The 12517-nt window shown below is 71.6% G+C and carries 12 protein-coding genes; 6 read left to right on the top strand and 6 right to left on the bottom strand.

The window, feature by feature from the left end; all coding sequences use genetic code 11:
* The first annotated feature begins 25 nt into the window (after positions 1-25).
* The gene (locus ACZ7SW_RS33660; RefSeq protein ID WP_470234400.1) at positions 26-700 is read left to right on the top strand and encodes a response regulator transcription factor; all 675 of its coding nucleotides are present in this window, start codon (positions 26-28) and stop codon (positions 698-700) included.
* Positions 697-1947, top strand: a complete 1251-nt coding sequence (locus tag ACZ7SW_RS33655; RefSeq protein ID WP_470234399.1) for a sensor histidine kinase — start codon at positions 697-699, stop codon at positions 1945-1947. The genes ACZ7SW_RS33660 and ACZ7SW_RS33655 overlap by 4 nt, the downstream gene beginning before the upstream one ends.
* Positions 1948-1981: 34 nt before the next feature.
* Here ACZ7SW_RS33655 and ACZ7SW_RS33650 read toward each other — a convergent pair whose 3' ends face one another.
* From ACZ7SW_RS33650 to eccCa, 5 genes are read right to left on the bottom strand one after another with little or no spacing between them, the layout of a single operon-like run.
* The gene (locus ACZ7SW_RS33650; RefSeq protein ID WP_470234398.1) at positions 1982-3181 is read right to left on the bottom strand and encodes a hypothetical protein; all 1200 of its coding nucleotides are present in this window, start codon (positions 3179-3181) and stop codon (positions 1982-1984) included.
* Between the two features lie 14 nt (positions 3182-3195).
* Positions 3196-3636, bottom strand: a complete 441-nt coding sequence (locus tag ACZ7SW_RS33645; protein WP_470234397.1) for a hypothetical protein — start codon at positions 3634-3636, stop codon at positions 3196-3198.
* Between the two features lie 11 nt (positions 3637-3647).
* Positions 3648-5000: a hypothetical protein gene (locus ACZ7SW_RS33640; RefSeq protein WP_470234396.1), complete on the bottom strand. Its 1353-nt coding sequence runs from the start codon at positions 4998-5000 to the stop codon at positions 3648-3650.
* A 16-nt stretch (positions 5001-5016) separates the two neighbouring features.
* Entirely contained in the window at positions 5017-5415 is a 399-nt protein-coding gene (locus tag ACZ7SW_RS33635; RefSeq protein WP_470234395.1) for a hypothetical protein, read from the bottom strand.
* Positions 5416-5460: 45 nt separating this feature from the next.
* Complete coding sequence (eccCa, locus tag ACZ7SW_RS33630) at positions 5461-9426, bottom strand: type VII secretion protein EccCa (protein WP_470234394.1); 3966 nt, start codon at positions 9424-9426, stop codon at positions 5461-5463.
* A 156-nt stretch (positions 9427-9582) separates the two neighbouring features.
* On the opposite strand from eccCa, the gene ACZ7SW_RS33625 reads away from it, so the two are divergent.
* Both ACZ7SW_RS33625 and ACZ7SW_RS33620 read left to right on the top strand, forming a co-directional pair.
* A complete protein-coding gene (locus tag ACZ7SW_RS33625) occupies positions 9583-9936 on the top strand; it encodes a type VII secretion target (protein ID WP_354735004.1) in 354 nt (117 codons plus the stop codon).
* 29 nt (positions 9937-9965) lie between these two features.
* Positions 9966-10262 carry a hypothetical protein gene (locus ACZ7SW_RS33620; RefSeq protein ID WP_470234393.1) on the top strand — a complete coding sequence of 99 codons (297 nt, stop codon included), beginning with the start codon at positions 9966-9968 and terminating at the stop codon, positions 10260-10262.
* A 108-nt stretch (positions 10263-10370) separates the two neighbouring features.
* Here ACZ7SW_RS33620 and mycP read toward each other — a convergent pair whose 3' ends face one another.
* Positions 10371-11657, bottom strand: a complete 1287-nt coding sequence (gene mycP, locus ACZ7SW_RS33615) for a type VII secretion-associated serine protease mycosin (protein WP_470234392.1) — start codon at positions 11655-11657, stop codon at positions 10371-10373.
* Positions 11658-11774: 117 nt separating this feature from the next.
* On the opposite strand from mycP, the gene ACZ7SW_RS33610 reads away from it, so the two are divergent.
* A complete protein-coding gene (locus ACZ7SW_RS33610) occupies positions 11775-12143 on the top strand; it encodes a YbaB/EbfC family nucleoid-associated protein (RefSeq protein ID WP_470234391.1) in 369 nt (122 codons plus the stop codon).
* On the top strand, positions 12143-12517 hold the full coding sequence (locus tag ACZ7SW_RS33605) for a hypothetical protein (protein ID WP_470234390.1): 375 nt from the start codon (positions 12143-12145) through the stop codon (positions 12515-12517). The genes ACZ7SW_RS33610 and ACZ7SW_RS33605 overlap by 1 nt, the downstream gene beginning before the upstream one ends.

Here is a 12517-nt window from a genome sequence, read left to right as displayed (position 1 = left end):
TTCCATCGGGACACCTGAGGTTTGGATGACAACGGTGATGGTCGTCGAAGACGACGAGAACATGCGGGTCGCGGTCGCCGCGCAGCTGGGCGCGGCCGGACTCGGCGTGCACGTCTGCGGAGACCTCGCCGCCGCCGGAAGAGCGCTCGGCTCGCACTCCTACGACTGCGCGGTGTTCGACCGGATGCTGCCCGACGGCGATTCCCTCGGCTACGTCGACGCGCTCCGCCGCCGGGGCTGGCACACGCCCGTGCTGTTCCTCACCGCGCGCGACTCGCCCGCCGACCGCGTGGCCGGGTTCGAGCACGGCGCGGACGACTACCTGGTCAAGCCGTTCGCGATGGCCGAACTGACCCAGCGGGTGCTGAACCTGTGCCGGCGCAGCGGGTCGGACCGGCCCTCGGTGCTGCGCCACGACGACCTCGTGATGGACTGCGCGCGGCGCGAGGTCCGCAGGGCCGACGTGCTGCTCACCCTGTCGAACAAGGAGTTCGCCGTGCTCGAGTACCTGCTCGTCCGGTCCGGACAGGCGGTGAGCCGGGCGGAACTGCTCGAACACTGCTGGGCCGCCGCCCCGGAGGAGATGGGCGACAAGTCCAATCCGGTCGACGCGGTGGTGAAGCGGCTGCGGCGCAAGCTGCGGGAACCGGAACTGGTCCACGCCGTGCGCGGTCTCGGCTACCGGTTCGGCGCCCGGTGAACGGCTCCGCCGCCGACCGGTTGCGCCGGCTGCGCTGGGTCCTGACCGCGCTGTTCACCACGGTGAACGCGATCGGGCTGATCGTGCTCGCCTGGATCGTCGTCAACGAGGACGCCGACCGCGGGACCGCCGAGGTCACCGCGAGCCTCGACCGCGTCACGTCGGCGGTCAGCAGGCAGGTCGGCTACGACGGCGGCGTGGTCAGCTTCGCGCTCGTCAACAGCGACGAGCTGAACTCCGCCTGTCCCCAGTTCGCGATCCTGCCCGGCGGCGCCCAGGCCTTCCGGCCGCACCTGTCCGGCCGCACCTGCGTGCCGATGGACACCGGCGTGCTCAACGGGCTCGCCGCCGACGCGATCGGCACCGGCGGCCCCGTCGCGGGCTACCAGACCAGCACCGACGGCCGGTCGGTGCTGGTGCGCGCGCAGCCGTTGCTGAACCCGTCCGGGAAGTACCTCGGGGCCGTCGTCGCGGTCGCCGACCTCAGCGACACGCAGTCGGCGCACACGCGGTTCGTGCTGCTGGTGGTCGGCGGCTGCGTGCTGCTGATCGCGGTGCTCGGCTTCGCCGGGCACCTGCTCTCCGGCCGGTCGATCCGGCCCGCCGCGTCGGCGTTGCAGGAACAGGAAGTGCTGCTCGCCGAGACCGCGCACGACCTGCGCAGCCCGGTCGCCGCGTTGCGCGCGCTGGCCGAAACCGCCCAGGCGAACCCGGATCAGCGCGCCGCGCTGTTGCCGAGGACCGTGCAATTGGCGTCCGACATGGGCAGCATCATCGACAGCCTGCTGGTCCGGGCCCGGCTCGCGGCGGGCGTCGAACAGCTGAACCTGCAACCGGTGTGGCTCGATCAGCTGGTCACCGACATCGCCGAGAGCGCGCACACCGGCGGCGCGCAGGTGACCGTGACCGCGGCCCCGACGAAGGTGAACGCCGACCCGACCCTGATCCGCCGCGCGGTCGGCAACCTGCTGGACAACGCCGTCCGCTACGGCAGGCAGCCGGGCGCGGAAGCGATCGTGCACATCACGGTCTACGGCGGCACGGTCACCGTGGCCGACCACGGTCCCGGCATCGACCCGTCGACTGCCGCGGACGCGTTCGACCGGTTCAGCAGCACGGGCGGCTCGTCCGGTCTGGGGCTGTCGATCGTCCGCTGGGTGGCGCAGGCGCACGGTGGTGTTTTGTCGGTGTACAACGCGGATGAAGGCGGAGCGATCTTCGAGCTGCGCTTTCCGCAGGCGGCCTGACGGCCGGACCGAGGGTTCGGTCCGGCCGGCAGAGCTAGTCCGCGGGGTTGATCAGTTCCACGGTGCCGGTTCCCGATTCGCCGAACCGATTGGGCCGCGACGCGAACCCGTCCGGTGCGCCGTTGGACCGGCCCCGAAGCGCGACCGTCACCCCGTCGTTGGCGGTGGAACGGCGACGCCCGTTGGCCGATTGACCATCCGTGTTCTCCGCGCTGCCGGGCCGCAAGGTTCCCGCGGTCCCGGCCCCCATGCCGTGCGGCGTCATCGGCGGCACCATTCCGCCCGCGCCGCCCCGGGCCGAACCGTTCGCCACTCCCTCGGGTTCCACGCTGCCCCGTTTCGCCGCTGTGGAACGCATCGCGGGCATCGCACCGAGCCCCGCGCCTGCCGCGCCGAGCGCGCCGAAGGGCAACCCGGACGCCGACGGCGCGGAGCCTGCCGGGGAAAGGCCCGGCATCCCGCCGAGCGCACCGCCCAGGTCGCCCGGCGAGCCCGGACCCAGCCCGGCGAGCGAAATCCCTTGTCCCGACGTCCAATCCTTCGGGTCCAAGCTCAGTCCGTGCCCGGTGCCGCCGCCGGCTCCGGTCAGGCCGCTGGTGAGCTTCGACAGGTCCGGCGAACTGCCCGACCCGCCGCCGATTCCCGCTGCCTGGGCGAGGCTTTGCACTTCGGTCAGCAGATTCACCGCCGCGTCCGCCGTCTTCACCGCGTCCGCCGAGGAGATGTTGAAGTTGGGGATCAGGTCCGCCGGGTTCGTCACGCCCGCCGCCCCGCACACGGCCAGCATCGCGCCGTCGTACTGCGCGCCCAGCTCGTTCATCGCCGTCGCGGAGCTTTGCCAGGCCTGCAACGCCAATTCCCAGGTGAGCGGGTTCATGCGGGCGGCCGCGTACTCGGCGTAGAAGCCTTCGACCAGTCCTTGCGTCACCGGCAGGGTGTCCGCCAGCGCGTTCAGCTGGGTCGAGACCTGCGACGCGGCGATCCGGTCGCTCCACGTCGTCAGGTCGGCGATCGACCGGCCGACCTTGGCCTCGAACGAATCCGCGGCCTTGTCCTGCCAGCCGGCCAGGGTCACGGTGCCGGCGTTGCGCCGCAGTTCGGCGGCGGCGGTCTGGCTCCAGGCATGCACCTCCGACCACATCGTCGCCGCGGAGCGCAGCGTCGGGATGTGCGCCTGCTCGGCGTCGATCATCGCCTTGTGGAAATCGGGAAGCAGCACGTTGTAGGGAATCACCGGTCAACTCCTCTTCAGACGGATTTCGGGGCGGACGGGTGGTCGGGCGAGGCGCCGCCGGTGCCGGTGCCGGTTCCAGCGCCGGTGCCCGGGGTTTTCCCGGTTCCGGTGCCCGCGAACTGCTTCAGGACGCCGATTCCCTTGTCGGCCACCTTCATCGTGGAGGTCGCCAGGTCGATGCTGTTGATCAGGTCGGTCGCCTTGTACTGGGCGGCGGCGGCCTTCACCTTCGCCGAAATGGTCGTCATGTCCTCGCTGGTGTTGCCGATGTAGGCGCCGACCACGCCGGTCGCGGCCTTGTCCAGCACGGCCATCAGGATCCCCTCGACCGTGCCCAGCGGGCTGACCGGCTCCCCCAGCCTGGCCAGCGACGCGGGCGGCGCCGGGGCCTTGGTCTGCGCGGAGAACACCGCCATCGCCTCCGGGTCCCCCTTGATGAACGACGCGTCGGACATCTTTCCCCTCCTCAGGTTCGGTAACTGCGTTCCGGGCCGGCGCTGCCGACCTGCCACAACTCTTCGTCGAGCACTTCGACCGGTTCCGCGCGCTCGACCGGCGGCGGCGGCTTCTTGCGCGCCTTCGCCGGGGCCGGTTTCCCGCGCTTGCCGCCGGTTTCCCGTCCGGCCAGCACGACTCCGGTCTTGCCGTCGGTCTTGCGCGACCGCACGGCGTTGACCTGTTCGGCCGCCCCGGGCCGGATCCCGCCGGAGCCGGAGCCTCCCCGTCCGGCCCCGGATTGCGGCGGATACATCGGCGGCGTGCCGCCGCCGCCGGTACTTCCGGTCCCGGCCGTCGTCGCCGTCCCGGCGGGTGCGGCTCCGGCGGAAAGCCCGGCCTGCGCCGCGTTCGGCGGGACAGTGCCGCCAAGGCCCGCGCCCGCCCCGACCGGTCCGCCGCCGACACCACCGCCGCCGATTCCGCCTCCCGCGCCGCCGCCCACCGCGCCCGCGAGTCCCGGCAGTCCGGAATCCGGTTGCGGGACCGAGGAAAAGTCCGCGGGCTGATACAGATCGGCGGGGTCGAACGCGGTGCTGCTGACCGGATTGGGCACCTGCGCGGCGTTTCCCCCGGCGCCGCCCGCGTTCTTGGCCAGGTCGAGGAGCTTGCTCGCCACGTCCGCCGCGTTCTTCGCGGTGACCAGCGGCGATTCGGGCGAGTCCTCGGCGGGGTCCTTGGTGTCGGGAACGTCCTGCGGGGACGGGCTTTCCAGCGGATTCGCCGGGTTCCCGCCGTCGTCGACCGGCGTGGCCGAACCCGGCCCCGGCTGATCCGAGGACGAGGTCAACCCGGCCTTCGGATCGCCCGACAGTTGCCTGCCGGGAGCGGCGAACAGCTTCGACGTCACCTCCTGGTACAGCGGCGCCAGGGCGTCCAGCTTGCCGGCGACGTCGTTGCGCGCCTGGTCCACGTCCGCTTGCGACGCGTTCGACGGCAGGTTCGCGATCTTGGCGTCCGCGAAGCCCCGCGCGTCCTGGATCCCCTTGATCAGTACGGTGATCGCCCCGGTGATCTGGTCGGTGGTCGCGCTGGTCGTCAGCGGACCGCCCGATTCGGGGCCGCCGGCCATCTCGTCGGTCCAGGAGAACGCGGCCTGCGCCGCTTTGAGCGCCTCGGCGTCGAAGACGCTGCCCGCGAAGTCCTTCCACTTGCCGCTGAGATCGAGGCGCATCCGGTCCAATTCGGCCGCTCGCTCCGCCAGCCAGGGCCGGATCGCGCCCCACATCGCCGAGGCGGCGGCGAGCAAGGGCACGTGCTGTTCGCACTCCGCCACGATCAGGCCGCGGAGTTCGCCGAGCTGCATGCTGCGGTAGTCGGTCATCCCGGTCGCCCGCTTCCTACTGCTGGCGCCCGGACGTGAGCGACGGCAGCACCGCGGGCAGGCCGGCGCCGGTCATCTTGCCGAACGCTGTGCGGGTGTAGTCGTCGAAGGCGGCCCTCGCGAGGGCGTTCTTGTTGGCTTCGTCGGTGAAGTGGTAGGTCCGCGCCGCGTTGTGGGCGAAAATCGCCAGTGCGTTGACTGTCTCCTCGAACTCGGTGAGGAACCGGTAGAGCCGGTCGGTGGTCGCGCTGTCGGCCTCCAGCACGGATTCGTGGCCGTTCAGCGTGCTGGCGCACCCGCCGCCGCCCCGCCCGGTCGCCGCGGCCGGGATCTCGTTGCGGACCAGGTTCGCCGCGTTCTCGGCGAACCGCTCCATCTCGGCCGGGATTCCGTCCATTACGTCCGGTGGTGCCATCGCGCTCTCCTGTTTCCGCTCGTCTGTCCACAGTGGTCTGTCAACTCAGGCCCGGGGCGGCGACCAGGCCATCTGCACCAGCCCCTTGTTCCCGCGCCGGTCGACCAGCCAGCCCCGGCCGGGCGGCAGCACCTGCGCGCGCATCCCGCCGAGCAGCGGGCCCTCGTCCCGGTCGCCGGACATCAGCACGCCGGCCGCGCCGACCTCGCGCATGCGGTTGAGCACCGGTTCGTAGAGGCCCTTGCCCGCGCCGCCGGTGCGGCGGGCGAGCACGACGCGCAGGCCGATGTCGCCCGCTTGGGCGGCCAGCGGCAGCAACGGCATGAGCGGGTGGTTCTGGTGCGTGGCGACCATGTCGTAGTCGTCGACGAGCACGAAGATTTCCGCGCCCTGCCACCAGTTCTTCGCCCGCAGCTGCTCAGGCGTGATGTCCGGCCCGGGCAGCCGCCGCGACAGCCGGGTGACCACCTCGTTCAGCAACGCGATGCTGTGCGCGTCGTTGGTGCCGGTGCCGAGCAGGTACTCGTCGGGGATCTCGCCGAGCAGCCCGCGCCGGTGGTCGATCAGCACGATCCGCGCCTGCTCCGGCGTGTACGCCGCGCAGATGCGGCGGGCGACCGTGCGCAGGAACGAGGTCTTGCCGGACTGGGTGTCGGCCAGCACGAAGAAATGCGGATCGTTCGCGAAGTCCAGCCGCAGCGGCGAAAGGTCGTGCTCGTGCACGCCGACCGCGAGCCCGGCGTCCGGGCCGCTCAGGTCGTCCGCGGCGGGAAGGTCGTCGTAGGCCAGCACTCCCGGCAGCAGCCGGACCGGCGGCGCCGTCGCACCGGGCCACGCTTCCGCGATCGCCGCGACCAGACCGGCGAGGCCCTCGGGCAGATCGGCGGCGCTGTGCCCGCCGTCGATGCGCGGCAACGCGATCAGCATCTGGTGCTTGCTCGCCGACAGTCCCCGGCCGGGCCGCTCGGCGGGCACGCCCATCGCCGCGCGCCGGTCGATGATCGAATCGATCGGGTCGCTGATCTTCAGCTCGAGCCTGCTGGCGAACAGGTCGCGCACGTTCATCCTCAGGTCGAAGGAGCGGGAGCACGCGGCGACCACGTGGATCCCGTACGCGAGACCGCGCGAGGCGATGTCGCTGACCAGTTCCTCCTGCTGGTCGAAGTCGTTGCGCAGGGTCAGCCAGCCGTCGATCACGAGGAACACGTCGCCGTGCGGGTCGTCCGGGAACTCGCCGGCGGCTTTCCGCTTCCGGAACGTCGCGACGCTGTCGATCTTGTGCTCGGCGAACAGCCGCTCCCGCTGGGCGAGCAGCGTGGCGACCTCGGAAACCGTCCGGCGGACCGCGCCGGTGTCCAGGCGTCCGGCGACCCCGGCCAGATGCGGCAGCCCTTCCAGCGCCGCGAGCGTTCCGCCGCCGAAGTCGAGGCAGTAGAACTGCGTCTCGCGCGGCGTGTGCGTGAGCGCGAGGCTGAGGATCAAGGTGCGCAAGGCCGTGCTCTTGCCGCTGCGCGGGCCGCCGATGACCACGACGTGTCCGGCGGCGCCCGAAAGGTCCAGGCTCAGCGGATCGCGCCGCTGCTCGTACGGGCGGTCCACCAGGCCGAGCACCGGGCGCAGCGCACCGGCCAGTTCCGTCGAGTTGGCGGTCAGCCCGCGCTCGCGGTGCGCGACCAGGTCCGGCAGCAGGTCGTCCAGGGACGGCGATTCGCCCAGCGGCGGCAGCCACACCTGGTGCGCGGGCGTGCCGCGGCCGACCAGCCGGTCGACCATGATGTCCAGCAGCGTCTCGCCGACCGCGGCGTCGGCTTCCGGCTCGGGTTCGGCGGCGTCCCCGGCGTCGATCGCGGGAGCGTGGTAAGCGGTCGTGTATTCGTGCAGCACCAGGTCTTCCGGCGGCCCGGCCGGTCCGCCGGACTGGCTGATCCGCCGGTGCACGCCGGACACGTAGGCCGAGCGGAACCGCACCATCGAGTCCGTGCCCACCTTGAGGAAGCCGTTCCCCGGGGCCCTCGGCAGCTTGAACGCGTCCGGCACGCCGAGCACCGCCCTGCTCTCCATCTCGGAGAACGTCCGCAGGCCGATCCGGTAGGAGAGGTGGCCTTCCAGCCCGCGCAGCCGTCCCTCGTCCAGCCGCTGCGACGCGAGCAGCAGGTGCACGCCGAGCGAGCGGCCCAGCCGTCCGATCTGGACGAACATGTCGATGAAATCCGGCTTGGCGGAAAGGAGTTCGGAGAACTCGTCGCAGATGACCAGGAGCGTGGGCACCTCCGGCAGCGGCGCCCCGGCCTGGCGGGCTTTCTCGTAGTCGCGCAGCGAGGAGAAGTTCCCGGCCGCGCGCAGCAGTTCCTGGCGCCGGATCAGCTCGCCGTTGATCGCGTCGGTCATCCGGTCGACCAGGTGCAGTTCCTCGGCGAGGTTGGTGATCACCGCGCTGGTGTGCGGCAGCTTGTCGAGCCGGGTGAAGGTCGCGCCTCCCTTGAAGTCGATCAGCGCGAAGTTCAGCGAACTCGGCGGATGCGTGATCGCCAGCGCCAGCACGAGCGTGCGCAGCAGTTCGGACTTGCCGGAGCCGGTGGCCCCGATCAGGAGCCCGTGCGGGCCCATGCCCTCCTGCGCCGACTCCTTCAGGTCGAGGTCGATCGGGGCGCCGTCCTCCTGGATGCCGAACCGGATCCGCAGCCGGTCGCGGTTCGGCCGCGGCGCCCAGGCGTCCTCGGCCGCGAGCTCGTACGGGTCGCCCAGTCCCAGCAGGTCGGCGAGGCCGAGTTCGGAACTCATCGGCGCGTCGCGGATCCCCGAGCTGAGCCGCAGCGGCGCGAGCTGCCGCGCCAGGCCCTCCGCCGCGGCGGCGTCGAGGAAATCCGCCTCGCCGAGCCGCGCTTCGCCCTCCGCCGTCCGGCTGGAAAGCGCGCCGTCGGCCCCGACCGACAGCAGCACGGAAGTCCGGGCGGGCACCCGGGGCGGCGGAGTCGACAGGTCGAACACCGTGACGCCCTCCACGCCGCCGCCGGTCATCAGGTGGTCCGACCCGGCGACCTCGCCGCCGTCGAGCACCACGACCAGATACGGCCCGGGCACGCTGACCTGCTGGTCGGGATCGAACCGCGGGCGGGCGCCCAGTTCCTCCTCCAGCATCGCCTCCAGCGCCGACACCGCCGGAACGACCAGCCGCAGCGGGCCGAGCGCGTCGGTACGCGCCGGGTGCAGGGAATGCGGGAGCCACTTAAGCCATTCCCAGTCGGCGCGCCGGTCCTCGCTCACGCACACCGCGATCCGCAGATCGTCGGGCGACTGCAGCGCGGCGAGCTGTGCCAGCACCGCACGCAGCATGCCGAGCGCCGCGGCGCGGTCCCCGCGCACGTGGATCCGGCTGAACCCGTTGACCGCGATCGCCAGCGGCAGCCCGTCGACCGTGCGATGGGTGGCGAGGAACCGCCGCAACGCCAGCGCCGACAACGGTTCGAGTTCTTCGAGCGGCAGCGTGTCCGGTGCGACGAGCGCGAGCGCCGGCCCCTGCGGACCGCGCCCGATCCGGGCCACGGCGAAATCCTCGTCGTCCTTGCGCCGCTCCCACAGCCGATAGCTCGCCGCGAGCGACCACAACGCCGCCGGCTCCGGGTGGAGGTAGTCCATGGCCGTGCGCTGGCGGCGCACCGCCCGTCGCAGCCGCACCCGGTGCTGTGCCAGATGCCGCAGGTACTTCCGCCTGGCCTGCCCCATTTCCCGCTTGCTCGGGCCGCCGCCCTGCAGCAGGCCGGTGAAGACCATCCCCAGCATCCCGACGCCCATCAGCCCGTAGACCACGAACCGGATGGAACCGCCGAGGTTGCCGGAGTAGAGCAGCAGCGTCGACGCCATCATGGCGAGCATCGGCAGCACAGTGAACACCTGCGCCCACTGCCGTCCCGGCGGGGCCGGGATCGCCGGGGGCGGTTGCAGCATCAGCTCGCCGGCCGGCATCTCCGGGGCCGGTTTCCGCGCGGGCCGCTTGACCAGGACTGTCGCCATGTCCCCGATCTTCCGCTCCCGGAGGGTGTCGCGGGCGGCCGTGGCAGGAACGTGCCGCGAAGCCGGTATCGCCCGCCGGAAGAACTAGCGTCGGAAACGTGGGGAGGCGGCCGGGAAATCCGGGGCGCGTTCCCGTGACCGCGAATGGAGGGTCTTGTGACCGGGTTCAATTTCATGAACGGCGATCCCACGCAGATGCGCGGGATCGCGGACAACTGGCGTGGCCTCTACGAGGAGGTCGCGAACCGCAACACCAGCCTCAACACCGGCAACACCGGGCTGGAGGGCGTCTGGAAGGGCGCGGGCGGGCGGATGTTCCAGGGCATCGAGCCGGACCGGTTCGCCCAGAACCAGCGGCTGACGACGAGCGGCCACGGACTGGCCGACACCCTGACGACGTCGGCGAACAAGTATTTCGAGAACGACGCGGAAAACGGCCGCGCGCTCAGCGTGACCGGCGATTTCCAGATCAACACCGGTTCGTTCGGCTCCGCTTTCGGCGCCGTCTGAACCACCCGCACCGGAGAAGGGAGACCACAGTGACCGACCAGATCCTGATGTATTTCGACCAGGTCCAGAGCCAGGCGCAGGAGATCTTCAAGACCGCGGGCCAGGACTCGACGTCGTTCGGCGACGTCTTCCAGCGCGCGAAGGACGCGTTCTCGAGCGTCCTGACCGACGGCAACGGGCACGAGATGGACGCGGCGATGGGCCAGAAGTTCAAGCTGGACAACGAGTACAACGACCGGGCCCACGCGATGGGCCGCGCCACCTCGAATTCGGTGGACCGGTCGCAGCAGTGCGTGCAGAGCTGCGCCGCCACGTGGCAGGCGTGATCCGCGCGCGGTGAAATCCGCGAAGCGCGCCCCGTTCGAGGACGGGGCGCGCTTTCTTGTGTCCGGGAAGGAATGCCCTAAGAGGACTATCTTAAGAGAACTGTCCGATCAGGACTGACCGAGCAGCGAAACCTGATCCGGCAACTCCTCCGCGACCGGCTCCGCGGGCAAAACCGCCGCACGCCCCGCTCGCCACCCCCGACGGCCGCCCCTCCGCACGACGACAACGATCAGCACCACCAACACCAAAACTCCCGCACCCCCGAAAGCGAGCCAGCTCGCCATCGAGGCCGTGCCGCGCACCCACTCGGCGTGCGCGACCGCGGCCCGATCCACCGGGCCCGGGTGATACGCCGGGATTCCCGCCGACGGCGCGAGGTTCATCCCGTCGGTGACCGCGCGGTACGGGTTGACCAGACCGGCGCCGTACGCGTCGCTGGATTGTCCGCCCCTCGCCGGGCTCGCGGTCGCTTTCAGCCGCCGGACCACGTCCGGCGCGGACAGGTTCGGCCAGGCCGCGCGGACCAAAGCCGCGGTGCCGGCGACGAACGGGGTGGCGAAGCTGGTGCCGTCGTCGTAAGCGTGACCGTCCGCTCTGGTCGCGGCGAGCACCTTCGAACCCGGCGCGACGAGCCCGACGTACGGTCCGATCTGCGAACTGGACGCCCGCGCCCCGTCGATGTCCACCGCGCCCACGCCGAGAACCCCGGGATACGCCGCGGGATACGACGGGAGTTCCGTCGACGCGTCGTGCTGCGCGTTGCCCGCCGCGGCGACCACCACGACGTCGCTGGCCACCGCGTAGGCGACTGCTTCGCGGATCGCCGGGAAGTCGGCGGTCCCGGACATGGACAGGTTCAGCACGCGAGCGCCCTGGCCGACCGCGTAGACGATGCCGTTCGCGACCGTCTGCGGGTTGATCCGCTGGATCTGGCCCTGATCGGTGAGATCCTGGTCGCTGACCCGGACCGGCAGCACCGTCGCGTCCGGGGCGACGCCGCGGAACCCGACGCCGGGCAGCGCGTCCGCCGCGACGATGCTCGCCACCGCGGTGCCGTGCGAATCGCAGTCGAAGGAGCCGGGAAGGTCCTGGTTCGCCACGAAATCCCGACCTGGCAACACCTTTCCGGGACGGCGCAGCTGCGGGTGGTCGGCGTCCACTCCGGAATCCACCACTGCCACCACTACCCCGCCGCCGCGCGTGTACCGCCACGCCGGCTCGGGGGCGAGCGTCTGCTGGGCCCAGGGTTGCGCGGAGATCTCGGGGTGCGCCGGTTGCGCGTTGGCGCAGGCTCCCGCAGGCGGCGCGGCCCGAGCCGCGCCCCCGCCGAGGACGAACTGGAGCGACGCCACCGTGACCACGGTGGCGACAGAAGCCGTACGGTGTCGGGTCACCCTCGCGATACTGCGGCACTTCGCGCCCGTTCCCGGCTCCGTGGCCGCTACCGGTCACCGCCCGCCACAGCCGCGCGCGCGGCCCCAGACTGACGTCCGGAAGCGAGGAGGACCGGCATGGACACGCCGAACATGTACGAGGAATACCGGCAGCTGGCCGCCGACATCCGGGCCGCGCAGTCCCAGATGGCCGAAGTACGCGCCGAGGCCTCTTCCGACGACGATCTCATCACCGCTGTCGTCGGCGGTTCCGGCGAACTCGTGGAACTGCACCTGGATTCCCGGATCTACCGCGCGCCGGATTCGGCCCAGCTGGCCGCCGACATCACCGAGGTCGTGCACCGGGCCGCGGAACTCGCCCGGCAGGAGACCTTCTCGATCCTGTCCGGGTTCCTGCCTCCCGGCGCCCGCCCGGAAACCGCTGACCTGCGCGCCGATCCGATGCTGCACGAACTCGACCGCCAGCTCGCCGGGGAGGGCCGCTGATGGCCCCGCCGGAGAAACCCGCCCCCGGCGAACACCTCGTCGACCGCACCAATCCCGGCGGGCACGCCGGGATGTACCCGGACGCCACCGAGCAGGTGTTCCGCGCGTTGGCGCAACTGCAGCAGACCTACCACGACACGCTGGACGGCGTCCGGAAGGATCTGCAGCGGGAGTACCACGTCGGCAACGGGGCGACCGGCGAGGCGTTCATGGATTCCTATCGCGAGTGGGCGAAGAGCCTCGACCGGAACGCGCAGCTGGCCTCGCTCGGCCTCGCCCGCCTGACCGGCCAGGCCTTCGGGCAGATCGCCGAATACCGCACCGCGGACGGGCGGAACGCCGCCGAGCTGCGTTCCTCCCAGACCGGGCAGTAG

The organism is Amycolatopsis sp. NPDC114484, assembly GCF_055633755.1.
Note: the sequence above shows the minus strand (reverse complement) of the source record. Positions and strands in the feature narration are given on the sequence as shown.